At 72.0% G+C, this 26699-nt stretch carries 27 protein-coding genes; 12 read left to right on the top strand and 15 right to left on the bottom strand.

Annotated elements, in window-relative coordinates; translation table 11 throughout:
* Positions 1-2 precede the first annotated feature (2 nt).
* The 6 genes from whiA to uvrA form a co-directional block, all read right to left on the bottom strand.
* Positions 3-989: a DNA-binding protein WhiA gene (gene whiA / locus AC3A3L_RS17265; protein WP_487641274.1), complete on the bottom strand. Its 987-nt coding sequence runs from the start codon at positions 987-989 to the stop codon at positions 3-5.
* Positions 990-1058: 69 nt separating this feature from the next.
* Entirely contained in the window at positions 1059-2027 is a 969-nt protein-coding gene (locus tag AC3A3L_RS17270) for a gluconeogenesis factor YvcK family protein (RefSeq protein WP_487641275.1), read from the bottom strand.
* Position 2028: 1 nt separating this feature from the next.
* Positions 2029-2895: an RNase adapter RapZ gene (gene rapZ, locus AC3A3L_RS17275; RefSeq protein WP_487641276.1), complete on the bottom strand. Its 867-nt coding sequence runs from the start codon at positions 2893-2895 to the stop codon at positions 2029-2031.
* A gap of 3 nt (positions 2896-2898) precedes the next feature.
* Positions 2899-4875 carry an excinuclease ABC subunit UvrC gene (gene uvrC, locus AC3A3L_RS17280; protein ID WP_487641277.1) on the bottom strand — a complete coding sequence of 659 codons (1977 nt, stop codon included), beginning with the start codon at positions 4873-4875 and terminating at the stop codon, positions 2899-2901.
* Positions 4876-4919: 44 nt separating this feature from the next.
* Positions 4920-5393, bottom strand: a complete 474-nt coding sequence (locus AC3A3L_RS17285; RefSeq protein WP_487641278.1) for a Rieske (2Fe-2S) protein — start codon at positions 5391-5393, stop codon at positions 4920-4922.
* Between the two features lie 44 nt (positions 5394-5437).
* Entirely contained in the window at positions 5438-8449 is a 3012-nt protein-coding gene (gene uvrA / locus AC3A3L_RS17290) for an excinuclease ABC subunit UvrA (protein WP_487641279.1), read from the bottom strand.
* A 169-nt stretch (positions 8450-8618) separates the two neighbouring features.
* On the opposite strand from uvrA, the gene AC3A3L_RS17295 reads away from it, so the two are divergent.
* Genes AC3A3L_RS17295 through AC3A3L_RS17310 form a run of 4 tightly spaced genes read left to right on the top strand, consistent with a single transcriptional unit; the run spans position 8619 to position 12309 of the window.
* Positions 8619-9323, top strand: coding sequence for a maleylpyruvate isomerase family mycothiol-dependent enzyme (locus AC3A3L_RS17295; protein ID WP_487641280.1), 705 nt, complete (start codon positions 8619-8621; stop codon positions 9321-9323).
* Complete coding sequence (locus tag AC3A3L_RS17300) at positions 9317-10015, top strand: MBL fold metallo-hydrolase (RefSeq protein WP_487641281.1); 699 nt, start codon at positions 9317-9319, stop codon at positions 10013-10015. Before AC3A3L_RS17295 ends, AC3A3L_RS17300 begins: the two co-directional genes overlap by 7 nt.
* Positions 10016-10048: 33 nt before the next feature.
* Positions 10049-11632 carry an FAD-binding oxidoreductase gene (locus AC3A3L_RS17305; protein ID WP_487641282.1) on the top strand — a complete coding sequence of 528 codons (1584 nt, stop codon included), beginning with the start codon at positions 10049-10051 and terminating at the stop codon, positions 11630-11632.
* On the top strand, positions 11629-12309 hold the full coding sequence (locus AC3A3L_RS17310) for a thioredoxin domain-containing protein (protein ID WP_487641283.1): 681 nt from the start codon (positions 11629-11631) through the stop codon (positions 12307-12309). The genes AC3A3L_RS17305 and AC3A3L_RS17310 overlap by 4 nt, the downstream gene beginning before the upstream one ends.
* A 16-nt stretch (positions 12310-12325) precedes the next feature.
* Here the strand turns inward: AC3A3L_RS17310 and AC3A3L_RS17315 are convergent, their stop codons facing one another.
* Positions 12326-12907: a cytochrome b/b6 domain-containing protein gene (locus tag AC3A3L_RS17315; RefSeq protein ID WP_487641284.1), complete on the bottom strand. Its 582-nt coding sequence runs from the start codon at positions 12905-12907 to the stop codon at positions 12326-12328.
* A gap of 65 nt (positions 12908-12972) precedes the next feature.
* Here AC3A3L_RS17315 and AC3A3L_RS17320 point away from each other — a divergent pair, with 65 nt between their 5' ends.
* On the top strand, positions 12973-13617 hold the full coding sequence (locus AC3A3L_RS17320) for a sulfotransferase family 2 domain-containing protein (protein ID WP_487641285.1): 645 nt from the start codon (positions 12973-12975) through the stop codon (positions 13615-13617).
* A gap of 3 nt (positions 13618-13620) precedes the next feature.
* On the opposite strand, the gene AC3A3L_RS17325 is transcribed toward AC3A3L_RS17320, so the two are convergent.
* Entirely contained in the window at positions 13621-14286 is a 666-nt protein-coding gene (locus AC3A3L_RS17325) for a hypothetical protein (protein ID WP_487641286.1), read from the bottom strand.
* A 91-nt stretch (positions 14287-14377) separates the two neighbouring features.
* On the opposite strand from AC3A3L_RS17325, the gene AC3A3L_RS17330 reads away from it, so the two are divergent.
* Both AC3A3L_RS17330 and AC3A3L_RS17335 read left to right on the top strand, forming a co-directional pair.
* Positions 14378-15022, top strand: coding sequence for a sulfotransferase family 2 domain-containing protein (locus AC3A3L_RS17330; RefSeq protein ID WP_487641287.1), 645 nt, complete (start codon positions 14378-14380; stop codon positions 15020-15022).
* Between the two features lie 46 nt (positions 15023-15068).
* On the top strand, positions 15069-15809 hold the full coding sequence (locus AC3A3L_RS17335) for a dienelactone hydrolase family protein (protein WP_487641288.1): 741 nt from the start codon (positions 15069-15071) through the stop codon (positions 15807-15809).
* Positions 15810-15826: 17 nt separating this feature from the next.
* Here the strand turns inward: AC3A3L_RS17335 and AC3A3L_RS17340 are convergent, their stop codons facing one another.
* Positions 15827-16606, bottom strand: coding sequence for a hypothetical protein (locus AC3A3L_RS17340; RefSeq protein ID WP_487641289.1), 780 nt, complete (start codon positions 16604-16606; stop codon positions 15827-15829).
* Between the two features lie 159 nt (positions 16607-16765).
* Here AC3A3L_RS17340 and AC3A3L_RS17345 point away from each other — a divergent pair, with 159 nt between their 5' ends.
* Both AC3A3L_RS17345 and AC3A3L_RS17350 read left to right on the top strand, forming a co-directional pair.
* Positions 16766-18199 carry an HNH endonuclease signature motif containing protein gene (locus AC3A3L_RS17345; RefSeq protein WP_487641290.1) on the top strand — a complete coding sequence of 478 codons (1434 nt, stop codon included), beginning with the start codon at positions 16766-16768 and terminating at the stop codon, positions 18197-18199.
* A gap of 90 nt (positions 18200-18289) precedes the next feature.
* Positions 18290-18628, top strand: a complete 339-nt coding sequence (locus AC3A3L_RS17350) for a VOC family protein (protein ID WP_487641291.1) — start codon at positions 18290-18292, stop codon at positions 18626-18628.
* Positions 18629-18661: 33 nt separating this feature from the next.
* Here AC3A3L_RS17350 and AC3A3L_RS17355 read toward each other — a convergent pair whose 3' ends face one another.
* Positions 18662-19261, bottom strand: a complete 600-nt coding sequence (locus AC3A3L_RS17355; RefSeq protein WP_487641292.1) for a hypothetical protein — start codon at positions 19259-19261, stop codon at positions 18662-18664.
* Between the two features lie 127 nt (positions 19262-19388).
* Here AC3A3L_RS17355 and AC3A3L_RS17360 point away from each other — a divergent pair, with 127 nt between their 5' ends.
* From AC3A3L_RS17360 to AC3A3L_RS17370, 3 genes are read left to right on the top strand one after another with little or no spacing between them, the layout of a single operon-like run.
* Positions 19389-20087: a GAF and ANTAR domain-containing protein gene (locus tag AC3A3L_RS17360; RefSeq protein ID WP_487641293.1), complete on the top strand. Its 699-nt coding sequence runs from the start codon at positions 19389-19391 to the stop codon at positions 20085-20087.
* A 30-nt stretch (positions 20088-20117) separates the two neighbouring features.
* Positions 20118-21413: an alpha/beta hydrolase fold domain-containing protein gene (locus tag AC3A3L_RS17365; protein WP_487641294.1), complete on the top strand. Its 1296-nt coding sequence runs from the start codon at positions 20118-20120 to the stop codon at positions 21411-21413.
* 45 nt (positions 21414-21458) lie between these two features.
* The gene (locus AC3A3L_RS17370; RefSeq protein WP_487641295.1) at positions 21459-22106 is read left to right on the top strand and encodes a class I SAM-dependent methyltransferase; all 648 of its coding nucleotides are present in this window, start codon (positions 21459-21461) and stop codon (positions 22104-22106) included.
* On the opposite strand, the gene AC3A3L_RS17375 is transcribed toward AC3A3L_RS17370, so the two are convergent.
* The 5 genes from AC3A3L_RS17375 to AC3A3L_RS17395 all read right to left on the bottom strand — a co-directional run bounded on the left by AC3A3L_RS17375 (position 22065) and on the right by AC3A3L_RS17395 (position 26660).
* On the bottom strand, positions 22065-23189 hold the full coding sequence (locus AC3A3L_RS17375; RefSeq protein WP_487641296.1) for a prenyltransferase: 1125 nt from the start codon (positions 23187-23189) through the stop codon (positions 22065-22067). The two genes, AC3A3L_RS17370 and AC3A3L_RS17375, sit on opposite strands and share 42 nt — an antisense overlap.
* Positions 23186-23935 (bottom strand): class I SAM-dependent methyltransferase, encoded by a 750-nt coding sequence (locus tag AC3A3L_RS17380; protein WP_487641297.1) that lies wholly within the window; start codon positions 23933-23935, stop codon positions 23186-23188. Before AC3A3L_RS17380 ends, AC3A3L_RS17375 begins: the two co-directional genes overlap by 4 nt.
* Positions 23922-25184, bottom strand: a complete 1263-nt coding sequence (locus AC3A3L_RS17385) for a glycosyltransferase family 4 protein (RefSeq protein ID WP_487641298.1) — start codon at positions 25182-25184, stop codon at positions 23922-23924. Before AC3A3L_RS17385 ends, AC3A3L_RS17380 begins: the two co-directional genes overlap by 14 nt.
* Positions 25185-25265: 81 nt before the next feature.
* Positions 25266-25679, bottom strand: a complete 414-nt coding sequence (locus tag AC3A3L_RS17390) for a hypothetical protein (protein ID WP_487641299.1) — start codon at positions 25677-25679, stop codon at positions 25266-25268.
* Between the two features lie 9 nt (positions 25680-25688).
* On the bottom strand, positions 25689-26660 hold the full coding sequence (locus AC3A3L_RS17395) for an NAD(P)/FAD-dependent oxidoreductase (RefSeq protein WP_487641300.1): 972 nt from the start codon (positions 26658-26660) through the stop codon (positions 25689-25691).
* Positions 26661-26699 lie beyond the last annotated feature (39 nt).

Here is a 26699-nt window from a genome sequence, read left to right on the forward strand (position 1 = left end):
TCTCAGGCCTCGTCGGCCAGCATCTCCGGGGTCAGCGACGACTCCGTGTCGGGGATGCCCAGCTCCTCGGCGCGCTTGTCGGCCATCGCCAGCAGCCGTCGGATGCGCCCGGCGATCGCGTCCTTGGTGAGCACGGGCTCGTGCAGCTGGCCCAGCTCCTCGAGGGACGCCTGCTTGTGCTCCAGGCGCAGGTGGCCGGCCTGGCGGAGGTGGTCGGGGATCTCCTCGCCGAGGATCTCCAGCGCCCGCTCCACGCGCGCGCCCGCCGCCACGGCGGCGCGGGCCGACCGGCGCAGGTTGGCGTCGTCGAAGTTCGCGAGCCGGTTGGCCGTGGCCCGGACCTCGCGCCGCATCCGGCGCTCCTCCCAGGCCATGAGCGACTCGTGGGCACCGAGGCGGGTCAGCAGCGCACCGATGGCGTCGCCGTCGCGGATCACGACGCGGTCCACGCCGCGCACCTCCCGCGCCTTGGCGGAGATGCCGAGGCGGCGGGCGACGCCGACGATGGCGAGCGCGGCCTCGGGGCCGGGGCAGGTGATCTCCAGCGACGACGAGCGTCCCGGCTCGGTGAGCGAGCCGTGTGCCAGGAAGGCACCACGCCAGGCGGCGACGGCGTCGCACCCACCGCCGCTGACCACGGCGGGGGGCAGGCCGCGCACCGGTCGGCCGCGCTGGTCGAGCAGGCCGGTCTGGCGGGCGAGCGCCTCGCCGTCCTTGGTGACGCGCACGATGTAGCGGCTGCCCTTGCGGATGCCGTTGCCCTGGACCATCACGACGTCGGACGGGTGGCCGTAGACCTCGGAGATGTCCTTGCGGAGTCGGCGGGCCGCGGCGCCGGTGTCGAGCTCGGCCTCCACGACGATCCGGCCGCTCACGATGTGCAGGCCGCCGGCGAAGCGGAGCATCGAGGCGACCTCGGCCTTGCGGCAGCAGGTCTTGGTGATCTGGGTGGAGGCGAGCTCTGCCTTCACCTGTGCCGTCATAGCCATGGGGCGAATCCTGCCACGTGGGTCAACGACCCTCGGCCGGAACGGTCGGGCCTCTCGCGCAGGAGTGACTCAGGCCTCGTCGACGACCTGCCGGAACGCCTCGGCCAGCCGGTCGGGGTCGTGACGTGGCTCCCCCGGGACCGCGATGTCGGCGACCACCAACCGGGCTCCACGCTCGGCCACGGCCTTCTCCAACCGGGCGTGGTCGTCGGCGAGCGCGGACGCGTCGACGAGAACCGCGTGGACGGTGAGGTCGGGCGCGTGCTCGAACAGGGCAGCCAGGTGGTCGGCAGGACCGAAGCCGGTCGTCTCCCCCGGCTGCGCCTCGAGGTTGAGCACCACCACGAGCCGTCCGGCGGTCTCGGCCAGCGCGCGGCGGAGGCCCGGCACCATCAGGTGCGGGATCACCGAGCTGAACCACGAACCGGGGCCCAGCACGACCCACTCGGCGGCCATGATCGCGTCGACCGCCTCCGCGCACGCCTGCGGGTCCTCGGGGACGAGCGCGACCGACTCGATGCGGCCCGCGGTGGTGGCCACCTCGACCTGGCCGCGCACCACGGTGACGGCCTCCGGATCGCCCTCGTCCGAGCCCCGCACCCGAGCGGTGATGTCCATCGGGGTGGTCGCCATCGGCAGCACGCGACCGTGGGCGCCGAGGAGCCGCCCGACCCAGTCGAGCGCCCGCACCGGCTCGCCCATGAGCTCCCACAGCCCGACGATCAGCAGGTTGCCGACGACGTGACCGTTCATCTCGCCCTGGCCGGCGAACCGGTGCTGCAGGACGTCGGCCCACGTGCGGCCCCACTCGTCGTCGCCGCAGAGCGCGGCGAGCGCCATCCGGAGGTCACCCGGGGGCAGCACCCCGAACTCGCCGCGCAGCCGGCCGGACGAGCCGCCGTTGTCGGCGACGGTCACGACCGCCGTCAGGTCGTCGATGGTGAGGTCGTCGTGGAGGCGACGCAGCGCCGAGAGGGTCGCGAAGAGGCCGTGGCCCCCGCCGAGGGCGACCGCGGCCTGGGCGGTGTCGCGGGCCACGTCACTCCCTGCCGAGGTCTCGGTGGGCGGTGCTGACGTCGTAGCCCGCCTCCCGCAGGAGACCGGCGATGGCCTCGGTCATCGCGACGCTGCGGTGCTTGCCGCCGGTGCAGCCGACGGCGACCTGCATGAACCGCTTGCCCTCGCCGAGGTAGCCCTCCGCGACGGTCCTGAGGACCGGGAGGTACTGCTCGAGGAACCGGCCGGCACCCGGCTGGGAGAGCACGTAGTCGGCCACGTCGGGGTCGCGACCGTTCTGGGGGCGCAGCTCCGGGACCCAGTGCGGGTTGGGCAGGAAGCGCATGTCGGCCACCCAGTCGGCGTCGACGGGGATGCCGTACTTGAAGCCGAAGCTGATCACCGTCACCTTGAGGCGCGTCGAGGCGGCCGTGCCGAACAGCTCGGCGATCCTGTCCTGGAGCTGGTGGACGTTGAAGTTGGAGGTGTCGAGAAGCACGTCGGCGTCACCACGGATGTCGGCCATCACGCCGCGCTCGCGCTGCAGGCCGTGCAGGAGCCGCCCGCCGCCCTGGAGCGGGTGCGGCCGGCGAGCGGCCTCCTGACGGCGCACCAGCACCTCGTCGGTCGCCTCGAGGAACAGCAGCGTCGTCGGGCGGCCGGTCACCTGCTGGTGGCGGTTGGCCTGGAGGGAGTCGAAGAACGAGCCCGAGCGCACGTCGACCACCACCGCGATGGGCTGGTGGATGCCGCGGCTGTCGTCCACGAGCCGCACCACGTCGCGCACCAGCGTGGGCGGGAGGTTGTCGACCACGAAGTAGCCGAGGTCCTCGAGCTCCTTGGCTGCCGTGCTGCGACCGGCACCGGTCATGCCGGTGACGATCACGAGCTCGCCGGGCGTGGGGTCCACTCGTCAGTCCTCCAGGATCTCGCCGGTGGCGGTGTTGATCGTCGGCTCCTTGGGAGCAGTCTTGCGGGTCGCGTCGGCCTTGGCGACGGCGTCCTTGATGGCCGCGGCCGTGCGGGGGCCGATGCCGGGGACGAGAGCGATCTGGTCGACGTCGGCCTCGCGCAGCTTCTTGAGCGACCCGAAGTGCTTGAGGAGGGTCTTGCGACGCACCTCGCCGAGCCCGGGGACGTCGTCGAGGGTGCTCTCGACCATCGACTTCGAGCGCCGGTTGCGGTGATGGGTGATGGCGAAGCGGTGGGCCTCGTCGCGGATCCGCTGGAGGAGGTAGAGGCCCTCGCTGGTGCGGGCCATGATCACCGGGTCCTCCTCCCCCGGCAGCCACACCTCCTCCAGCCGCTTGGCCAGACCGCACACGGGTACGTCGTTGACGCCGAGGTCGGCGAGCGCCTGCTCCGCGGCGGCCACCTGGGGCGGTCCGCCGTCCACGACGACCAGCGACGGCGCGTAGGCGAACTTGCGGGGGCGGCCTGTCTCCGGGTCGACGAGCATCGGACCGGAGTCGGTCGACACGGTCTCGCTCCGGGCTTGCTCGTCGAGCAGCCGCTTGAAGCGCCGGGTGATCACCTCGTGCATGGAGGCGACGTCGTTCTGGCCGTCGACCCCGCGGATCACGAAGCGCCGGTACTCCGACTTGCGTGCGAGGCCGTCCTCGAAGACCACCATCGACGCGACGACCTCGGTGCCCTGGAGGTTGGACACGTCGTAGCACTCGATCCGCAGCGGCACCTCGTCGAGGCCCAGCGACGTCTGGATCTCCTCCAGGGCACGGTTGCGCGTGGTGAGGTCGCTGGCCCGCTTGGTCTTGTGGAGGGCGAGCGCCTGGGCGGCGTTGTTGGCGACGGTCTGCTGCAGGTCGCGCTTGTCGCCGCGCTGGGGGACGCGGATCGCGACCCTGCTCCCCCGCCGCTCGGTGAGCAGCTGCTCCAGCACGTCGCTGTCGGGCGGCAGGGCCGGCACCAGCACCTCGCGCGGGATCGAGTCGTCCTCGCCGCCGTAGAGCTGGAGGAGGAAGTCCTGGACCAGCTCCGGCGTGCCGCCCTCGTCGGTGCGGTCGGCGACCCAGCCGCGCTGGCCGCGGATGCGGCCGCCCCGGACGTAGAAGATCTGCACGGCGACCTCGAGCGGGTCCTCGGCGAGCGCGATCACGTCGGCGTCGGTGCCGTCGCGCAGCACGACGGCCTGCTTCTCGAGCGCCTTGGTCAGCGCGCCGAGGTCGTCACGCAGCCGGGCGGCCTTCTCGAAGTCGAGCGCCTCCGAGGCGGCGTACATCTCTCGCTCGATGCGCTTGGTGAAGGCGCTGGTGTTGCCCGCCATGAAGTCGCAGAAGTCGTCGACGATCTCGCGGTGCTCCTCGGGCGTCACGTTGCCGACGCACGGGGCCGCGCACTTGTCGATGTAGCCCAGGAGGCAGGGCCGGCCGATCTGGGACGAGCGCTTGAAGACGCCGTTGCTGCACGAGCGCATGGGGAAGACGCGGAGCAGCAGGTCGACGGTCTCGCGGATCGCCCAGGCGTGGCTGTAGGGGCCGAAGTAGCGGGTGCCCTTGCGCTTGGCGCCGCGCCCGACCATCACCCGGGGGAACTCCTCCCCGACGGTGACCGCCAGCCACGGGTAGGACTTGTCGTCGCGGTACTTCACGTTGAAGCGCGGATCGAACTCCTTGATCCAGCTGTACTCCAGCTGCAGGGCCTCGACCTCGGTGTCGACGACCGTCCACTCGACGCTCGCGCCCGTCGTGACCATGGTGGCGGTGCGGGGGTGCAGGTTGCCGATGTCCTGGAAGTAGGACGACAGGCGCGGGCGGAGGCTCTTGGCCTTGCCGACGTAGATGACGCGACCCTTGGCGTCGCGGAAGCGGTAGACCCCCGGCTTGGTCGGGATCGACCCGGGCGCGGGTCGGTAGGAGCTCGGGCTTGCCACGTGGCAACCCTACGGTCGGCCCCCGACACCCTCCGCCGGGTGGGTCAGGCCTCGGTGATCGAGTCCCCGTCGACGGTGATCTGGACCGGCTCGAGCGGCGACGACGCGGGCCCCGACACCGGCGACCCGTCCTCCAGTGAGAAGTGGCTGAGGTGGCACGGGCACGGGATCTCGCCGTCGGTGCTCGACTCCACGAGGCAGCCCTGGTGGGTGCACACGGCCGAGAAGGCCTTGAAGTCACCCTCCGTCGGCTGGGTCACCACCACCTTGGCCGAGGCCACGACGAAGCACCCGCCGACGGGTACGTCGCTGACGCTGGCCAGGGCCGTGCCGCCGCTGGGGGTCTCCGTGCCGTCGCTGCTGGGCTGCGAGGGCGACTCGTCGCTCGGCGACGGGGAGGACGAGGCCGGGTCGGTGGCCGTCGGCTCGTCGTCGGAGCTGCAGGCGGCAAGCACGGGGACACCGACGGCGATGGCCGCCGATCCGGTGAGGGCACGACGTCGGTTGATGGCGGTCATGCGGCGACCCTAGCCAGCGACCCTGTGAGGAACCTGATGGCCGCTCACGAGGACTTCTTCGCAGCACCCTTCCTGGCCGGGGCCTTCGTGGCCGCTGCCTTCGTGGTCGCTGCCTTCTTGGTCGCCGTCCGCTTCGCCGGTGCCGACTTCGCCGCCACGACCTTCTGGCGGCGAGGCGCGCCGGGCTGCTGGGCGCCGCGCCCCTCGAGGATCGGCGCCAGGAACGAACCGGTGTGGCTCTCCGGGACCGCCGCGACCTCCTCGGGCGTGCCCTCGGCGACGACGGTGCCGCCGCGCGAGCCGCCCTCGGGACCCATGTCGATGATCCAGTCGGCCGTCTTGATGACGTCGAGGTTGTGCTCGATCACCAGGACGGAGTTGCCCTTGTCCACGAGGCTGGACAGCACGCCCAGCAGCTTGCGGATGTCCTCGAAGTGGAGTCCGGTGGTCGGCTCGTCGAGGACGTAGACGGTGCGGCCCGTGGAGCGCTTCTGCAGCTCGCTGGCCAGCTTGACCCGCTGGGCCTCGCCGCCGGAGAGCGTCGTGGCCGGCTGACCGAGACGGACGTAGCCGAGGCCGACCTCCTCCAGCGTCTTCATGTGGCGCGCGATCGCGGGCACCGCCGCGAAGAACTCGGCGGCCTCCTCGATCGGCATGTCGAGGACCTCGGCGATGGTCTTGCCCTTGTAGTGGACCTCGAGCGTCTCGCGGTTGTAGCGGGCGCCGTGGCACACCTCGCACGGGACGTAGACGTCCGGGAGGAAGTTCATCTCGATCTTGATCGTGCCGTCACCGGAGCACGCCTCGCAGCGTCCGCCCTTGACGTTGAACGAGAAGCGGCCCTGAAGGTAGCCGCGCATCTTCGCCTCCGGGGTGGAGGCGAAGAGGCGACGCACGTGGTCGAAGACGCCGGTGTAGGTGGCCGGGTTGGACCGCGGGGTCCGGCCGATCGGCGACTGGTCGACGTGGATCACCTTGTCGACGTGCTCGAGGCCGGTGATCTTGGTGTGTCGCCCGGGGACGGTGCGGGCGTTGTAGATCTGCTTGGCCAGCGAGGTGTAGAGGATGTCGTTGACCAGCGTCGACTTGCCCGACCCGGACACGCCGGTGACGGCGGTGAAAACGCCGAGGGGGAAGCTGACGTCGACGTCCTGCAGGTTGTGCTCGCGGGCGCCGTGGACGGTCAGCTCGCGACCCTTGGTGCGGGGACGGCGGACGGCGGGGACCGGGATCTCGCGTCGGCCGCTGAGGTATTGGCCCGTCATGGAGTCGGGGTGGGTGAGGAGGTCCTCGACCGTGCCGGAGTGGACGACCTGGCCGCCGTGCTCGCCCGCCCCGGGACCGATGTCGACGACCCAGTCGGCCACGCGCACGGTGTCCTCGTCGTGCTCCACCACGATGAGGGTGTTGCCGAGGTCCTTGAGCCGCACGAGCGTCTCGATCAGGCGCTGGTTGTCGCGCTGGTGGAGGCCGATCGACGGCTCGTCGAGGACGTAGAGGACGCCGACGAGGCCGGCACCGATCTGGGTCGCGAGCCGGATGCGCTGCGCCTCGCCGCCGGAGAGCGAGCCGCTCGGCCGGTCGAGGGAGAGGTAGTCGAGCCCGACGTCGAGCAGGAACTGCAGGCGCTCCTGGATCTCCTTGAGCACCCGCTCGCCGATCTGGCGCTCGCGCACCGACAGGTCGACGGTGCGGAGGTAGTGGGCCGCCTCGTTGATCGGCAGCGCGCAGACCTCGGCGATGTTCTTGCCGCCCTGGTCGCGGGCGCCGAGGGTGACGGAGACGGAGACCGGCTTGAGACGGGTGCCGCGGCAGGCCGGGCACGGCACCTCGCGCATGAACCCCTCGAACCGCTCGCGGCTCGTGTCGGACTCGGCCTCGCGGTGCCGGCGCTCGACGTAGGGGCGGACGCCCTCGAACGCGGCGTAGTAGGCGCGCTGGCGGCCGTAGCGGTTCTTGGTGACGACGTGGACCTTGGTCTTGTGGCCCTCGAGCAACGAGGTGCGCGCCCTGGTCGGCAGCTGCTCCCACGGCGTGTTGAGGTCGAAGCCGAGCTCCTCGCCCAGCGCGTTGACCAGCCGCAGGAAGTAGTCGGCGACGTGCGCGCCGCTCCACGGCGCGATCGCACCCTCGCCGAGGGTGGCACCCGGGTCGGGGACGACGAGCTCGGGGTCGACCTCCATCTTGGTGCCGAGGCCCGAGCAGACGGTGCACGCACCGAAGGGCGAGTTGAACGAGAAGGACCGGGGCTCGAGGTCGTCGGTGTCGATGGGGTGGTCGTTGGGGCACGCCATCTTCTCCGAGAACTTCATCTCGCGCCCGGGGTCCTTGGCGTCGAGGTCGACGAAGTCGAAGACCACCAGGCCGCCGGCGAGGCCCAGTGCGGTCTCGACCGAGTCGGTGAGGCGGCGCTTGGACGACTCCTTGACCGCGAGGCGGTCGACCACGACCTCGATCGTGTGCTTGAGCTTCTTGTCGAGGGTCGGCGGGTCGTCGAGCGTGTGGGTCTCGCCGTCGACGCGAGCGCGGCTGAAGCCCTGCTGCTGGAGCTGGCGGAAGAGCTCGACGTACTCGCCCTTGCGGCCGCGGATGACCGGGGCGAGCACCTGGAAGCGGCGGCCCTCCTCGAGCGCGAGGACGCGGTCGACGATCTGCTGCGGCGTCTGGCGCTCGATCGGCGCGCCGCAGGTCGGGCAGTGGGCACGGCCCGCGCGTGCGTAGAGGAGGCGGAGGTAGTCGTAGACCTCGGTGATCGTGCCGACGGTGGACCGCGGGTTCTTCGAGGTCGACTTCTGGTCGATGCTGACCGCCGGGCTGAGGCCCTCGATGAAGTCGACGTCGGGCTTGTCCATCTGGCCGAGGAACTGGCGGGCGTAGGCCGAGAGGGACTCGACGTAGCGGCGCTGGCCCTCGGCGAAGATCGTGTCGAAGGCCAGGCTCGACTTGCCCGATCCCGACAGTCCGGTGAAGACGATGAGCGAGTCACGCGGGAGGTCGAGGGAGACGTCCTTGAGGTTGTGCTCCCGGGCGCCCCGGATGATGAGCTGGTCGGCCACAGTGGTCCTCGTTCTGGCATTGACGGAGTCGAACACATGTTCGTCCCGGAGCGTCGTCGCTGGCAAGTCGACGCACCGATCAACCCTCTCACGCGCCACCGACAGCGGGCCCATCGTCCACCCGGCAGGGTGGACCGTGACGTGGCTGTCGAAGTGGCACGATGGGCGGGTGATCGACGTCCCGAGACCCGACCCGGACACCATCGCCCGAGCCGATCGAGCGCTCGTCCGCACGGTCGACGCGCTCCCCGACCTCCAGTATGCCGAGCCGTCCCAACTCCCCGGCTGGACGCGCGCCCACGTCGTGGCCCACCTCGCCCTCAACGGCGAGGGCCTCGCAGGCGTGCTCCACGGGGCGCACCTCGGCCGACCCCAGCCGATGTACGCCTCGCCCGAGGCACGCGACGCCGACATCGAGGAGCTCGCCGCAGCCGCGCCCGACGAGCTCCGCGAGCGCTTCCTGGCCGCCACCACGCGCTTCGCCGAGGCGCTCGAGGCGATGCACGAGGCGGACTGGGAGGGCCGGTTCGAGCGGACGCCCGGCGGCCCCGACTTCGCGCTGCGCAACGTCGTGCTGATGCGGCTCCGTGAGGTGGAGATCCACCATGCCGACCTCGGGACCGGCTACACGGCCGACGACTGGCCCGACGACTTCCGGGCGATCCTGCTGGAGTCGATGACCAAGCGCCCCTACCCCGCGCCCTTCGACGTGCGCCCCACGGACCTCGACCACACCTGGCACTACGGCGACGGAGCGGGTGGTCCCGTCGTCACCGGTACGTCGGCCGCGCTGGGGTGGTGGCTGACCGGCCGGGGCTCCGGCGAGGGCCTCAGGTCCGACTCGAACGACCTCCCGGAGGTGGAGACATGGTGACCGACGACACGAGCGGCTACACGGGCGACGTCTCGCCGGGCGGCGCCCCCGCCGTCCGCGAGCTGGGCTGCCTGACGCTGACGAAGGTCGCCGTCGACCCGGAGATGTCGAACAACTGCTACCTGCTGCACTGCGGCGAGACCGGTGAGCTCGTGCTGGTCGACGCGGCGGCCGAGCCGGAGCGGCTGCTCGAGCTCATCGGCGACCGGTCGCTGACCTCGATCGTCACGACCCACCAGCACTGGGACCACCACCGCGGCCTGGCGGCCGTCAAGGCCGCGCACCCCGGTGCGACCGTCGTCGCCGGCGCCCCCGACGCCGACGCCGTCGAGGAACAGACCGGCGTGAGCGTCGAGCGCCGGGTCGGCGACGGCGACAAGGTGGCTGTCGGCACCTGCGACCTGTCCGTCATCGCCGTCGCGGGGCACACCCCCGGGTCCATCTGCCTCCTGCTCGACGACCCGGCGGTCTCCCCCACCCCGCACCTGTTCACCGGCGACTCGCTCTTCCCCGGCGGCGTGGGCGCGACCTTCGGTGACGCCGACGCCTTCACGCAGCTGATCGGCGACGTCGAGGCCAAGGTCTTCGGCCGGCTGCCGGACGAGACGTGGTTCTACCCCGGGCACGGCAACGACGGCCGGCTGGGCGAGGAGCGGCCGCACCTCGCGGAGTGGCGCGAGCGCGGTTGGTGACGCGGCGTCGACCGTGACGCCAGACTGACCCGCATGACGCGGTCGTGGTGGGGCTGGGGCGAGGTCGAGCAGGCCGTGACGGGCGCGGAGGCCGCGTCCCTGGTGGAGCGCGCCTCGGCCCTGCTCCCCGACCACGACTTCACCCCCCACGACCCGCCCGACCCGGCGTCCCTCCACCTGCCCGCTCCCCTCATCGCCGTCCCGCGACGGCTGGAGGCGATCGCGTCCAGCGAGGCCGTCGACCGGCTCTCCCACGCCCGGGGCAAGGCCTATCGCGACGTGGTGCACAACCTCCGCGGCGACGTCGGGCCGCTCCCGGACGTCGTCGTCCGCCCGCGCGACGACGACGAGGTCGCAGAAGTCCTCGGGTGGTGCGGCGACGAGGGCGTGGCCGTGGTGCCGTACGGCGGTGGCAGCTCGGTCGTCGGCGGCGTGGAGCCCCGCTTCGACGGCCCGGCGGTCACCCTCGACCTCGGACGGCTGGACCGCGTGCTCGAGGTCGACGCGACCAGCCGGGCCGCCCGCGTGCAGGGCGGCGTGCTCGGCCCGCACCTCGAGGACCAGCTCCGCCCGTACGGCCTGACCCTGCGGCACTTCCCGCAGTCCTTCGAGTTCTCGACGCTGGGCGGGTGGCTCGCGACCCGCGCGGGCGGTCACTTCGCCACCCTCCACACGCACGTCGACGACCTGACGGAGTCGATGCGGGTCGTCACCCCGGCCGGTCCGGTCGAGTCGCGCCGGCTGCCGGGCTCGGGTGCGGGGCCCTCGCCCGACCGCCTGTTCCTCGGCTCGGAAGGCGCGCTCGGGGTGATCACCGAGGCCTGGGTCCGGCTCCAGCAGCGGCCGCGCTGGCGGCGTACGGCGTCGGTCGCGTTCGCGTCCTACGAGCGGGCGGTCGACGCCACCCGGGCGATCGCGCAGTCCGGCCTGCACCCCGCCAACTGCCGGCTGCTCGACCCCGCGGAGGCCTTCCTCAACGCCGAATCGTCGAGCAGCGTGCTCGTGCTCGGCTTCGAGTCGGCCGACCACGCCGTGGACGACGCCCTCGCCCGGGCCCTCGCGATCACCGCCGAGCACGGTGGCGAGGCGACGACCCAGGAGCAGGGCGCCTCCGGTGCGGCGGCGAGCTGGCGCTCGTCGTTCATCCGGATGCCCTACCAGCGCGACGCGATGGCCCGGCGCTCGATGGTCGTCGAGACCTTCGAGACCGCGTGCACCTGGGACCGCTTCCCCGCGCTCCACGCCGCGGTCACCGCCACCGCCCAGGAGTCGGCGGAACGGGTCTGCGGCGCGGCGGTGGTCACCTGCCGGTTCACCCACGTCTACCCCGACGGCCCGGCGCCCTACTACGGCGTCTACGCCCCCGGACGCTGGGGCGCGCTGGCCGAGCAGTGGGACGAGGTGAAGGCGAGCGTCTCGCGCGCGATCGTGGACAACGGCGGCACCATCACCCACCACCACGCGGTGGGGCGTGACCACCGGCCCTGGTACGACGAGCAGCGCCCCGACCACTTCGCCGCCGCCCTGGCCGCGGCGAAGTCGGTCCTCGACCCGGCCGGCATCCTCAACCCGGGGGTCCTGCTCGACGCGGACCGCCGTGGCACTCTGGTGACATGAGCACGCGTGAGCTGACCCTGGCCGACTTCGAGCAGACCGTGAGCGGTGAGGGCATCGTCCTCATCGACTTCTGGGCGTCGTGGTGCGGACCGTGCCGTCAGTTCGCCCCCGTGTACGAGAAGGCGTCGGAGGACAACCCCGACATCGTCTTCGGCAAGGTCGACACCGAGGCCGAGCAGCAGCTGGCGCAGATGGCGGCGATCACCTCGATCCCGACGCTCATGCTGTTCCGTGACGGCATCCTGCTCTTCAACCAGGCCGGCGCGCTGCCGCCGCAGGCCCTCGCCGGCGTGATCGAGCAGGCCCGCGACCTCGACATGGACGCCGTACGCCAGGAGGTGGCCGCCGCGCAGGAGGCCGCCGCGAACGCTCCGCAGGACGAGGTCGGCCTCGACGAGTTCGCCGCCGCGCACAGCGAGGGCGCCTACGTCGTCGACGTCCGCGAGGACGCCGAGGTGGCCGGCGGCCGCGTCCCCGGCGCCGTGCACATCCCGATGAACGACGTCCCGGCGCGGGTCGACGAGCTGCCGACGGGCGTCCCGGTCTTCGTCATCTGCCAGTCCGGCAACCGCAGCCGCGCGGTGGTCGACCACCTCCGGGCCAAGGGCATCACTGCGATCAACGTCGCCGGCGGCACCGGCGGCTGGGCGCAGCGGGGCTGGCCGCTCGAGGCCTGATCCCTCCTGGCGGACCTCAGAGCATCCGGCGGAGGATGACCGGCCGCAGGTTGGTCGAGAGGTGCGCCGCGAGGGCAAGGAAGAACGCCACATGGGCGCCGACGTGCAGGGGCAGCCAGGCGTCGTCTCCCGTCGTCACGAGCACGATGCCGCTGATCGGCACGACGACGAGCAGCACGAGCAGCGCGCGCTCGGTCCAGTGGACCAGCCGCCGCTGGCCGGCGGAGAGGTGCTCGGACCACGGCGGGAGGCCGGCCACCTTGCGCCACAGGGGTCGTACGACGCCCAGCGCGAGCACGGTGAGGCCCAGGAGCAGGTGCACCTCGGCCAGGTCGAACCCGCCGCCGAGCAGGTCGTAGTCGTCGGCGCGGGCCTCGCACTGCTCCTCGAGCCGGTCGAACCGCTCCTCCTCGGCGTCGGTGGTGTCGCCGCCGCTGCGGTCCTCCCCGGGTGGGTCGCAGTCGTCGTCGAGGTCGAGGAGGTAGCCGACCGTGAACTGGGCCGCGACGGCCAGCACGGTCAGCCAGTGCAGGACCTTCTGCGAGGCCCGGTAGCCCCGGACCCCCGTTGCCGGGTCGGCGGCGGTCGGAGCGGACATGGCGCGATCGTGCCAGAGGTGCCTGTCGGTCGGGACCGCCCGTCCGGCTGGGATAACCTCGCCGCGTGCTGATCAGCGACTCCCGCAAGGTGCTCTTCGTCCACGTCCCCAAGACCGGCGGCGTGTCGGTCGAGGAGACGGTCAAGGAGGCCTGCCCCGACGCCCGCAAGGCGCGCGTCCCGATCGGCCGCCACGCGACGCTGGGCAAGATCATCAAGCACGAGCCGCAGGTCATCGACTACTGGACGTTCGGCTTCGTCCGGAACCCCTGGGCCCGGATGGTGTCGTGGTACTCCATGATCTCGGCCTGGGACCGCCGGCACGGACCGAGCAGCGGCAAGCCGCAGGACGTCAAGCACGGCTCGATGCGCGACGGCAACGACATGTGGCGGGCCGCCGCGGCGTACTCCGGCTTCGACGAGTTCGTGCTGCGCGGCACCGAGGAGCTGCCCCGCGTCGGGACCCCGCAGATCACGTACCTCCGCGCCCCGAAGCACGGCCGCGAGGTCGACTTCATCGGCCGCACCGAGAACTTCGTCGCCGACCTGCAGCAGGTGCAGGTGCAGCTCGGCCTCGAGCCGTCGACCCCCGTGCACAAGAACAAGTCCAAGCACGGCACCTACCACGACTACTACACCGACGAGACCCGCCAGCGGGTGGCCGAGGTCTACGCCGAGGACATCGAGATCTTCGGCTACACCTACGACTGACTTCTACGCCCGCGCCGGGCCGTCGAGGTCCGGCAGGCGCGTGCCGCGCGCGCCCGACCACTCGCCCGTCGCCTCCAGCCGTCGCCACACGTCGTACTCCGGCGCGAAGTGCGAAGCCAGCGCCTCCCTCGTCGCGAAGGTGAGCTCGCCGTGCTCAGCGGTGGAGGCGTTGCGTCGCTCGAAGTCCAGGGGACGACCGATCCGCTGGGCGAACCACGCCGACCAGACGTCGGGCCGCTCGACCGCGAAGACCCGGTCGACCGCGACCGCTCCCTGGGCGTGGATGAACCTCGCCGGGCGGCCCTTGGGGATCGGCGCGTCGTCGTCCCCGGCGAGGTAGTGGAGCGCGAACTCCTCGAACGTCATGTCGGCGGTCGACTGCCGGCTGTCCTCGCGCGCGCGGTAGCGCCACCACGACTCGAGCCACGCGATCGGCTCCCGGAACATCGTGACGAGCTCGTAGGACTCGCGCGGACGGCCCTGCTCGGCGAGCTCGTGGGCCTTCCTGTGCACGAACCCGCGCGCCGGGAGGTGCTTGCGGCCGGGCGGTGCGCTGACCGACTCGGTGGCGTACGGCGACAGCGTCCGCTCGAGGGCCGTGCTGGCCGTCTTGGGCAGGGCGAGGAGCACGAAGTCCCGCCCGGGCCCGAGCTCGAGGAACGTCATCACGGGGCGATCATCCCCCACCGGCCGCCCACGTCCACGGCCGGGCGAGACGCAGGCGCCGCCTGTCACGGGTGCGTGGGTTAGCCTCGCGCCCGTGCTGATCTCCGACGCCGCGCGCGCTCTCTTCGTGCACGTGCCCAAGACCGGCGGCGTGTCGGTCGGGGTGGCGTTCGAGCGCTGCTGCCCCGACGCGCGGAGCAAGGCACCCGGCGTCAGGCCCCCGCTCGGCCGGCACGCGCCGTACGCCCGGATCCTGCGCGCGGAGCCGCAGACGGCCGACTACTGGTCCTTCGCGTTCGTCCGGAACCCCTGGGCGCGGATGGTCTCGTGGTGGTCGATGATCCAGGACTGGGACCGCGAGTGGGGACCCTCCAGCGGCCGCCCGCAGGGCGCCGAGGCGACGCGGATGCGCGGCAACGACATGTGGCGCGCGGCGGCGGCGTACTCAGGCTTCGACGAGTTCGTTTTGCGCGGCACCGAGGAGCTGCCGCGGGTCGGCCGCCCGCAGGTCGACTACCTGCGCGCTCCCGACCGCGAGGTCGATTTCGTCGGGCGCACCGAGACCTTCGCCGACGACCTGGCCCACGTCGAGCGGCGCCTCGGCGGCGAGCCGGTGCACGTGCCGCACCGCAACAAGTCCCCGCACGGCAGCTACCGCGACTACTACACCGACGCGACGCGGACGAAGGTCGCCGAGGTCTACGGGGCGGACCTCGACGCCTTCGGCTACACGTTCTGAGACCCACCCTCTTCCCACGCGCCTCGTGGGCTGCCACATTCCTCCCGTGGACGCACTCGACGGATGGACCCGCAGCGAGCACACAGACGACGTCGCGGGCGTCCCGACCACCCACCCCGTGTGGCGCCGCGGATCGGGTCCCGGGGTGGTCGTCGTCCACGAGCTGCCGGGCCTGACGTCCGGGGTGATCAGGTTCGGCGAGGAGCTGGTCGCGGCGGGCTACACCGTGCTGCTGCCGCACCTGTTCGGGCCGGTCGGCCGCGAGTTCGGCGCCGCCGACGTGGCCAGGGTGTTCCCCCGGATCTGCGTGAGCCGCGAGTTCACCAAGATCGCCCGCGGCGAGACGACCCCCGTCGCCGGATGGCTGCGGTCGCTGGCCCGCGAGCTCCACACCGAGCTCGGCGGACCCGGCGTCGGGGCGCTCGGCATGTGCTTCACCGGCGGCTTCGCGCTGGCGATGATGGTCGACGACAGCACCGTCGCGCCGGTGCTCTGCCAGCCCGCTGCACCGTTCATCGGCCTCCCCGGCCGTGCGGCCGACCTCAACCTCTCCCCCGCCGACGCCGACGTCGTACGCCGCCGCGCGGCCGACGGCTGCCCCGTGCTCGGCATCCGCTACGCATCCGACCGGGCGGTCGGCACACGGTTCGACACCCTCACCTCGCTGATCGGCGACGCCTTCATCCGCGTCGAGCTCGAGGGTTCCGGCCACTCCACCGTCACCGAGCACCGGTCCGATGTCGCTGTCGACGCGGTGCTCGCCTTCTTCGCCGAGCGCCTGCGCTGAGGCGGACCGCCGTTCCCTCAGTCGCCCTGCGGCCAGCCGCTCGGGTACGAGCCGTTGATCCTGTCTCCGTTCGCATAGAGCGAGACGTCCCGGTCGACCTGCAAGGCTTCGATCCCCGGGTCGTCGACCAGGGCCTGGACCAGCGACGGTGTGCCACCGACGATCGTGCTGTCGTAGTCGATCTCGGAGTGGACCAGCCACGCCCTGTCGTCGGGCCACCAGAGCGTCGGTGACTGGACGATGCCCATCTCGCGCGACGTCCTGCGCCATTCCTCGGAGAGCCCGGCCGTCTCGAGCTCCGACGACAGCTCGACCAGGTCCTCCAACGCCTCCGAGAAGAGCCAGTACTGGCGACCGGGCAGCCGGAACGACGGCTTGGCGCGCCACCGCTCAGGAGACTTGCCATGGCCGACCCACAAGGCAGACCAGCACGTCTGCGGGGTGGCTGTGTGCGCGACCAGGTGCTCGACCAGCGACGACAAGGTGAGCCGATCGAGTGTCCCGAGACGCGGTCCCGGGATCCGTTCCCTCTCGGGCTGGTAGGCCCACCGAGCCAGGTCGGTGTACTGGGCAGCGGGGTGGAACACGGTGCCACGGTCACGGGCGATCGCGGCCCAGCTGCTGGGGCGGTCGCTGCTGGGGAGGCCCTGGTCGGGGCGATGGAAGATCCGGACGTAGGCAGGAAAGGTGTCCGTGACCAGGTCCCTGACCCGGCCTTGGAAGTCGGGGAGGGCCGACACCAGCCAGTCGGCCGCAGCAGTGTCACTGAGCGGCTCTGCGGTTCGTCCTTCCCCCATGGTCGGGAGGCTAGTGCCACATGGGCAGGCTGCTGCTCCCGCCGCCCGAGCGTGTCAGCTCGTCCACGTGACGGCCGGCCAGACCGCGGGCGCTTCGCGACAGATGAACAACATCGGCCCACGCCGCGGGTGTCAGTGGTCGCCGATACAATCGAACACATGATCGAGACGCTGGCAGACCGCGGAGCAGGTGAGGTCGAGGACCTCACCGCCTCCGGGCTGCTGCGCGCGATCCGGGCCCGACGTCTCGACGAGGAGCGTGCCGCGGCCGACCAGCTGGTCCTCGCCGCGCGGTGGGCTGACCTGCACCCGCCGGAGTCGATCCACGATGCGGCTGCCTTCACCGTGCCCGGTTCGGAGCACGAGGAGCCGATCGCGGGTGAGGGCGCGCCGCTGGTCGCGGAGTTCTGCCTCGCCGAGCTCGGCGGCGTCCTCGGGGTGTCGACGACCGCGGCGAAGAAGCTCGTCGGCCATGCCCTCGAGCTGCGCCACCGCCTCCCGCGGCTGTGGGACCTCGTGCAGGCCGGTCGGGTGCCGGCCTGGAAGGCCCGCGCGGTCGCCGAGACCACGATCCACACGTCGCCCGCGTTGACCCGTGACGCGGCGGCGTTCGTCGACGCGCAGGTCGCAGCGGTCGCTGGGAGGGTCGGGCCGGCGCAGCTGGACCGTCTCGTGGCGGAGGCGATCAAGCGCTACGACCTCGCCGAGGTCGACCCGGCGGCGGACCCGGAGGACGGCTACCTGTCGGTCGACCCGCGCCACGTCACCATCCACGACGACGACGTGCACTTCGCCGGCACCATGCGGATCGAGGCCGAGCTCGACATCGCCGACGCCCTGGACCTCGACCGCGCCCTCGCCCACGGCGCCGCCACCCTCAAGGCCCTCGGGTCGGACGCCTCGCTCGGGGCTCGCCGCTCGGCTGCACTGGGCGACCTCGCCCGCACCCAGACCGCGCTCGACCTCCACACCCAGGAAGCCGGCGCGGGTGCCGACCGCGATCGCCTGCCCGCTGCGCGGGAGGTCGTCCTCCACGCCCACTTCGACGCCACCCTCTCCGGAGACACCACCGTCTTCGGCCCGACCGGTCGGATGGAGCAAGGCCAGCGGCTGATCCTGCTCGACCAGATCCGCGACTGGTGCGCCGACTCCCGCACCAAGATCACCATCAAGCCCGTCATCGACCTCAACGCCCAGCTGCACACCGCGGCCTACGAGGTTCCGGACCGGATCCGCGAACAGGTCGTTCTCCGGGACCGGACGTGCGTGTTCCCGTGGTGCACCCGACCCGCCCGCGGCTGCGACATCGACCACGTCACCGAGTTCGACCATCAAGCAGAGGCGGAAGGCCGCCCACAACCCGGGCCCACCCGCACCCGCAACCTCGCCGCACTCTGCAGGTTCCACCACCGACTCAAGACCCACACCGCCTGGCACTACCGCACGACCGCACCAGGAGTGTTCGAGTGGACCTCACCCCACGGCCACACCTACCAACGCGACCGCACCGGCACCACCGCGATCAACCAGGCCGAGCCATCAGCGGTCGATCCACCCGACCCGCCCGACGTCCCGCGCCCTCGCCGACGATGACTCCGCCCCGCACCCCCCGAGCACTGAGGGCGGGGACGTTGGCACGTCCAGGCAGTTCCCGCGCCACGTCAGCGCGGCTACGGTCGGCAGATGCCGTCCTTCGTCAAGTCCGTCACCTTCGACTGCCACGACCCGATGCTGGTCGCCACCTTCTGGGCGGAGGCCCTGGGGTCGAACGTCGACGAGGACAGCACGCCTGAGCGGGCCTGGGTCGAGCCCGCGGGATGGGGCGGGCCGAACCTCTGGTTCCAGAAGGTGCCCGAGACGAAGTCGGCCAAGAACCGCCAGCACTTCGACCTCCGCGTCATGGGTCCGCTCGACTCCGAGCGGGACCGACTCGTGGCGCTGGGGGCGAAAGTGACCGCGGCGCACGACGAGCTCTACGTGATGGCAGACCCGGAGGGCAACGAGTTCTGCCTCGAGACCTGATGCCGGCGCCGGGAAGCGATCGACCCCGGGCGCTCAGCGGGCAGCCCGCCGCATCAGCTCGACCAGCAGGTTGGCGTAGCCGACGGTGTCGTCGATCGCCCGGTGGGTGTGCTCCACCTCGCCGAACCAGGGGCTCGGGAGGGTGTCGACGTCCACGACTCCCACCGACTCCCCTGTCACCGCTGCCGCATAGCTCCGCAGGCACAGTCCGCCGCCGACGAACAGCCGGTCCTCCTCGTGGTGGCCCTGCCGGATGCCGTAGGCCGTGAAGCGGCGCAGGTAGTGGTCCATCCAGATGCCGTCCAGGGCGAGCGGGAAGGCGGCGAACATCCGCGGCCAGGGCAGGCCCTGGAGCCACGCGACGTACCGCTCCATCACGCGCACGACCGGCTCGGCGTCGCGCGTCGCCGCGTCCCACGCGCCGGGCTGGGTGGCGAACCACGCCATCGTGGCCGGGTCGGGCGACGTGCCGGGCAACGGCTCGAGGACCGCCTCGAACCGGCCGTGCTCGACGCCGTCGGCCGTCACCGCGACCGACGCGAACGAGCGCATCGAGTTGAGGCCCGGCCACGGGCCGTCGAGCTCGACGTCGGTGACGACGTAGGTCCAGGGGTCCGTGCCAGACGAGTCCACGCGGCGATCATGCCGGGCTGTCCCCGAGGAGACGTGGACCCGGCCGGCATGGTGTCCCGCCGTCCTTGCGCCTACCGTGGAGACGAAGGGCGCATCACGCGTCGTCCCCGACTGATCGGTGGTGCCAGTGGCACACGATCGAGCCACACTCCTCGCGGCGCTCGCGGCGGAGCTGCGCCGCACGCCGGGTGAGCAGCTGACCGGGCGGACGCTGCTGGAGCACGTCCTCGAGCTGCTGCCGTCGGCCGAGATCGCGAGCATCACCGCCCGATCCCGTCGCAGCAAGTACGTCACCCTGGCCGCGACCGACGAACGGGCCGCGACGGCCGACAGGATGCAGTACGAGCTGCAGGAGGGTCCGTGCGTGGACGTAGCCGACGGAGCCGACTGGTACCGCAGTGGCGACATCTCTGCCGACGAGCGGTGGCCGGTCTGGGGTGGCAAGGCCGCTGCCGAGCTCGGCATCCGGTCCATGCTGTCGGTGCGACTGGTCGGTGACGGCAACCACTACGGCGCGATCAACGTGTACGCCGAAGAACCCGGGCTGTTCCAGGACCCGATCGAGGTCGACCTCGCCCTCCTGGTGGCGACCCACGCCGGACTGGCACTCTCGGCCGCGCGCGAGGTCACCGGGCTGCGCGCGGCCGTGGAGTCCCGCCACATCATCGGCATGGCCCAGGGCGTCCTGATGGAACGCTACGAGCTCGACTCCGAGCAGGCCTTCGCCCTGCTCAGGCGCTACTCCAACACCCTCAACGTCCGGCTGCACGACATCGCCGACGAGGTCGTCAGCACGAGGGGGCTGCCGGGCATGGACGAGGGCTGACCGGGTGGTACCGGCGAGTAACATGGCGGCGTGAGCTTCCTGACCCGTCAGTCCGTGATCGCCGCCCTCACCGCCAACGCGCTGCGTCCGCCACGCAGCCAGCGTGCCGGCGTACCGGCGTTCGCAGCGGGCTGGCTGTTCGGCGAGACCGCTCCCCAGATGCTGGCACTGACCGCACTGGACGCCGCGGCCCACGTCACGAGGGGCCGCCGCGCCGGCTGGCGCGCCAAGGCGGGGCTCGCCCTCGCCGGGGCCAGCGCGCTCGGGCTGGCGCACATGGTGCGGCAGAGCCGCCACTCCGCCGACGTCCTCGACGACGCCCTCGTGGACGGGCTCGGCGTCGACTACGTCGAGCAGCTCGACGCCGCCCCCGACCCGGCTGACCTGGCGACTCCCTGGCGCAGCCTGGCCCGGCCGTTCGACTTCCGGGACGAGGCGGTCCGGGTCATCCGCAACCTTCCCTACTCCGAGGCCGGGCGCCGCGGGCACCTCGACATCTACCTGCCCGCCGGTGAGGACGTGATCAAGGACGCGCCGGTGCTCCTCCAGGTGCACGGCGGGGCGTGGACCCTCGGCGCCAAGGAGCACCAGGGCCGCCCGCTGATGAACCGGATGGCCGCCAAGGGCTGGGTCTGCGTGGCCATCAACTACCGCCTCTCCCCGCGCGACCCGTGGCCCGCCCACATCGTCGACGTCAAGCGCGCCATCGCCTGGGTCAGGGACAACATCGCCGAGCACGGCGGCGACCCCGACTACCTCGTCATCACCGGTGGGTCGGCCGGCGGCCACCTCGCCGCGCTGGCGGCGCTCACCGCCGGCGACCCGCAGTTCCAGCCGGGGTTCGAGGACGCCGACACGTCCGTGCGGGCGGCCGTGCCGTTCTACGGGGTCTACGACTTCGCCGGCTCGACCGGCCTCGCCAACGCCATCGGCATGCGCGACGCCTTCCTGGGCCCCCGGGTCATGCAGACGACGTGGCAGGACGCCCCCGACGTCTACGAGGCCGCCTCCCCCATCCTGCGCATCACGCCCGACGCCCCGGACTTCTTCGTCATCCACGGCGAGCTCGACAGCCTCGTGGCCGTCGACCAGGCGCGGCTGTTCGTCGCCGAGCTGCGGCGCACGTCCGAGAAGTCGGTGGTGTACGCCGAGCTGCCGGGCGCCCAGCACGCCTTCGACGTCTTCCACTCCATCCGCAGCGCCCACGCCGTGCGGGCCGTCGACCGCTACCTCACCTGGCACTGGAACACCTGGCGCCACGGCCTCGAGGCCGACAGCGGCGTCGACCCCGAGGACCTCGAGGGCCTCGACGGCGCTGCCAGCTAGCTCTGCGGAGTCCGTGGCGTGACCGCACTAGGGTCGTCTCCCGTGATGCCCGCCGACCTCCTCGCCCACGCCCGCGCCGCGAAGGGCTTCATGCCCGAGGACGAGGGGGCGCTGCTGCACCGATGGGCCCGCGAGCGGCTCCCGCTCGGACCGGTCCTGGAGGTCGGCACCTACTGCGGCAAGTCGGCCGTGTGGCTGGGCGCCGCGGCACGCGAGGTCGGCGGCACCGTCGTCACGGTCGACCACCACCGCGGGTCCGAGGAGAACCAGGCCGGCTGGGAGCACCACGACGACACCCTCGTCGACCACGACCTCGGGCTGATGGACACCCTGCCGACGTTCCGGCGCACCATCGCCGCCGCGGGCCTCGAGGAGCAGGTCGTGGCGGTCGTCGGCCGCTCCGAGACGGTCGGCGCGTGGTGGCGGACCCCGCTCTCGCTGCTCTTCATCGACGGGGGCCACGGGGTCGAACCCGCCCGCACCGACTTCCGCACCTGGCCGCGCTGGGTGATGGCGGGGGGCGTGCTGGCCATCCACGACGTCTTCCCGGACCCCGCGGACGGCGGCCGGCCGCCGTACGAGGACATCTACCTCCCCGCCCTCGCGAGCGGCGCCTTCACCGAGGTCGACGTGGTCGGGTCGCTGCGGGTGCTACGCCGTACGTCCGGCGACGCCGGCGACCCGCTCGGCTGACGGGCACCCGCACTCGAGTCCGATCTCCGCGAAGTCCGGTGCGAGGGTCGTGCCGCGCATGATGTCGGCGCCCGGCGTGCCCTCGCTGAGCGCGTCGACGGCCAGGACGACGGCAGCCGCGGTGTAGGTCGTCTGCTCGACGGGCCAGTTCACGCCCACCTCGTCGACATCCGTCGGGAACACGTAGCCGGTCCAGTAGGACCCCTCGGCCGTGCGCAGGTGCTGCATGTCGGCAAGGAGCTGCAGCGCCCGGGTGCGGTCGCCGATCGCGTCGAGGGCGAGCACGAGCTCGCAGGTCTCCGCGCCCGTCACCCACGGGTTCTCCGAGACGCACCGGATGCCGAGGCCGGGCTCGACGAAGGTGTCCCAGCGCTCGGCGATCAGCGCGTGGGCCTCGGGTCCCCGCACGGCACCACCCAGCACCGGGTAGTACCAGTCCATCGAGAACGTCGACTTGTCCAGGAAGAGGTCACGGTGCTCACGCAGGGCGTGGCCGAGGCGACCCCCGGCGAGCTCCCACTCGACCTGCGGCTCCCCCACCAGCTCCGCGAGCGCCACACCGGCGCGCAACGAGTGGTGGATGCTCGACGACCCCGCCAGGAGCGCGTCCTCGTTGACCGGTCCCGGCTCGCCGTCGCGCCACTCCTGGGACCAGGCGATGCCGCCGAACGGCAGCTGCATCGAGACCACGAAGTCGAGCGCCCGCCGCACCGTCGGCCACATCAGCCGGACGAAGGACTCGTCGCGCGCGACGAGCCAGTGGTGCCACGTCGCGACGGCGACGTACGCCGACATGTTGGTCTCGCCGGAGTGGTCCTCGACCTCGCCGGCGACGATCTTCATCGGCCACGACCCGTCGGCCCGCTGCGTCCCGCGCACCCAGGCGAAGGCCCGCTCGGCCGCCTCGCGCTGGTCGCCGACCACGAGCGCCATCGCCGCCTCGAGGTGGTTCCAGACGTCAGTGTGCTCTCCGGGCGTCCACGGGATCGCCCCGGACGGCTCCTGCATCGCCGCGATCGTCGCGGCCGTCTGCTCGAGCTGGGCGCGCGTGAGGATCGCGTCGGCGGACGGGACTGCGCTCACGCGGCCTCGGGCTTCCGGAAGTAGAGCACCATGCTCTTGCCGATGAGCGGGTCGAGCACCTTGCCGGCGTACTGCAGCGCCTTGGGGTTCTGCATGATCTCCCACACCAGCAGCTTGTGGTACGCCTTCGCCAGCGGGTGGTCGTCGTTGTTCACGCCGACGGCGCACTTGATCCACCAGTAGGGCGTGTGGAGGCCGTGGGCGTGGTCGCGGCCGGTGAAGACCATCGCGTCGCCGGGGGTGCCGTCGTTGGGACGTCCGGCCTTGGTGACCTTGTCGACGAGCTCCTGGGCCGTGTAGATGCGGATGTGGCCGCCCTCGGCGTTGTGGTAGTCGTCGGACAGCTTCCAGTTCACGACCTCGGGCAACCAGCGCGGGACGGAGATGGCCAGCGTGCCGCCCGGGCGCAGCACCCGCACGAGCTCCTTGATCGCGTCCACGTCGGCGTGGATGTGCTCCAGCACCTCGGCGGCCACCACCCGGTCGAACTCACCGTCGGCGAACGGGAGGGAGAGCGCGTCCCCCTCCTTGACGTCGGCCTCCGCGCCCGCCGGCACCTCGCCGGTCTCGCGCATCGCGGTGAACCACTCGCGCACCGTCGCGAGCTCGTCGGCGTCCTGGTCGAAGGCGATCACGTCCGCGCCGCGCTTGTACATCTCGAACGCGTGCCGGCCGGCGCCGCAGCCCATGTCGAGCACGCGGTCGCCCGGGCGCAGCCCGAGCCGGTCGAAGTCAACGGTCAGCACGGCGGCTCTCCTCCTGCTCGCGACGGAAGTCGGCGATGGTCTCCTCGTAGGCGGCGGCGGTGGCCTCGGCCACGGCACGCCAGCTGAACAGCTCCTCGACGCGGGCGCGTCCGGCCGCGCCCATCGTCGTACGTCGCTCCGGGGCGTCGAGCAGCGCCGCGACGGCCTGCTCGAGCTCACCGACGTCACCGGGGGTGACGAGGTCGGCGCAGACCCCGTCAGGACCGACGACCTCCGGGATCGCGCCGGCGCGCGACACCACGAGCGGGGTCGCGCAGGCCATGAGCTCGGCCGTCGGGAGCGAGAAGCCCTCGTAGAGCGACGGCACGCACGCCACCTCCGCGGAGCCCATGACCTCCACGAGCTCGGCGTCGCTGACGCCGCTGACGAAGGTGACCTTGTCGGCGATGCCGAGCTGGTCGATCAGCTGCTCGGTGCGCCCTCCGGGCTCGGGACGGGTCACCAGGACGAGGGACACGTCGCGCTCGACGGCGAGCTTGGCGAAGGCCTCGAGCAGGGTGGCGATGCCCTTCATCGGTGCGTCGGCGCTGGCCATCGCCAGGATGCGGCCGGGGACGCGGGGGGCGGTGGGCGGGACGAAGACGTCGTCGACGCCGAGCAGCACGGTCTGCATGCGCGCCGGATCCACCCCGAAGTCGCGCGCGACGTCACGGCGTGACGACTCCGACGGCACCAGCACCTTCCGCGCCCGCCTGGCCACCTTGCCCTGCATGCGCAGGAAGCCGTACCACCGGCGCAGCGTGAGCCGCTTGCGGAAGGTGGGCGCGGTCTGCAGGTCGATCTTGCGGTCCATCGTGATCGGGTGGTGGATCGTGGTGATCACCGGCAGCCCGTAGGACTCCAGCTCCATGATGCCGGTGCCGAGCACCTGGTTGTCGTGGGCGATGTCGAAGTCGCCGGCACGCTCCTTCATCAGCCGGGCGATGCGCGAGCTGAAGGTCTTCGGCTCGGGGAACCCGGCCGTGCACATGGTGAGGAACTCCTCGACGTCGATCCGGTCGCGGAACTCGCGCAGCTTCGGCACCCGGAACGGGTCGGGCTCCCGGTACAGGTCGAGGCTCGGGACCTTGGTCAGGACGACGCCCTCGTCGAGGTCGGGGTAGGGCTGCCCGGAGAACACCTCCACCTGGTGCCCGAGTCGGACGAGCTCGCGACTGAGGTGGCGGACGTAGACGCCCTGACCGCCGCAGTGCGGCTTGCTGCGGTAGGACAGCATGGCGATGCGCACTGTGGTCTGCCTTTCGTGGCGCTTCGTGAGTGCCCCATTATGCCTACTGGCCGGTAGGAGCGGCGTGCGACCCTCGCTGCCTCAGCGCCCGCCGACCAGCCGGAACTCGCGGTGGTCGAACACCCCGTCCGGATCGTGGGGTCGCACCTCGACGTGGGTGACGCGCGCCGTGACACCGGCACCCACCGGTGCGAGCGCGAGTCCCTGCTCGACCACCTCGACCACCCGCGCCCGTCCCACCAGGAGCTCCTCCGACGGCACGGCGGCACCCAGCTGGCGGAGCAGGAGGACGCACACCGCGTCGATCGTGCGCTCGTCGTCCGGGTCGTAGCCCAACGCCAGACCCCCGTCGTCTCGCGGCGGCCGCACACCGAGGCGCACGGCCAGGTCGACCATGACGACCATGTCGTCCTGCGCCACCACCGGGCAGCCCGTGAGCACGTAGTCCCGGTCGCGCATGTCGGCGGCCCCGCCGGATCGTGAGAACAGCCCCATGGCAGCCGCTCACCCCTCGCTCGAGTGGCCCGGGAAGACGTGCGCCGAGGGGTCGAGCACGACGGCGGCGTTGTTGACGGCGGTGGCCGCCTCACCGAAGCCGACCGCGATGAGCCGGACCTTCCCGGGGTAGTCGGTGATGTCCCCGGCGGCGAAGACCCGCGCCAGGTTGGTGCGCATGGAGGAGTCGACGACCACGTGGCGCTTCTGGGTCTCGAGGCCCCACTGCTGGATCGCTCCGAGGTCCGCGATGAATCCCAGGGCGGCGACGAGCGCCTGTGCCTTCAGGACCTGGGGCTCCTCGCCGTCGACGCTGACCACCACCTCCTCGAGGTGGGCGTCGCCGCGCAGCTCGGTCACCTGGGCGTTTGTGATGATCTGGACGGTGGAGTCCTGGACCGCCGCCACGGTGCGCTCGTGGGCGCGGAACGCGTCGCGGCGGTGGACGAGGGTGACCGACGCGGCGATCGGCTCGAGGTGCTGGGCCCAGTCGAACGCGCTGTCGCCTCCCCCGACGACCACCACGTCCTTGCCGGCGTACGGCGCAAAGCTGGGCACGAAGAACTCCATGCCCCTGCCGACCCAGCCCTCGCCCGCCGGGAGCGGCCGCGGGCTGAACTTCCCGATGCCGGACGTGATGAGGACGGCGCCGGCCGTGACGCGGGTGCCGTCGTCGAGGGTGACGACGACGTGCTCCTCACCGTGCTCGAGGGTGGTGGCGGTCCGGTCCAGGAGGTACGTCGGGTCGGCGGTGGCGGCCTGCTCGACCAGACCCTCCACGAGGTCCCGGCCCTTCACGCTCGGGAAGCCGGCGACGTCGAGGATCGCCTTCTCGGGGTACATCGCGGTGATCTGGCCGCCGAGCTCGGGCAGCGAGTCGACCACCGCGACGCTCATGCCGCGGAAGCCGGCGTAGTAGGCGGAGAACAACCCCGTCGGGCCCGCGCCGATGATCAGCAGGTCGGTCGTCACGTCGTCCACGTTCGCGATCCAATCGTCTGGGTGGTCGTCCCACAAGGT

The organism is Nocardioides sp. Soil_C_8, assembly GCF_057656315.1.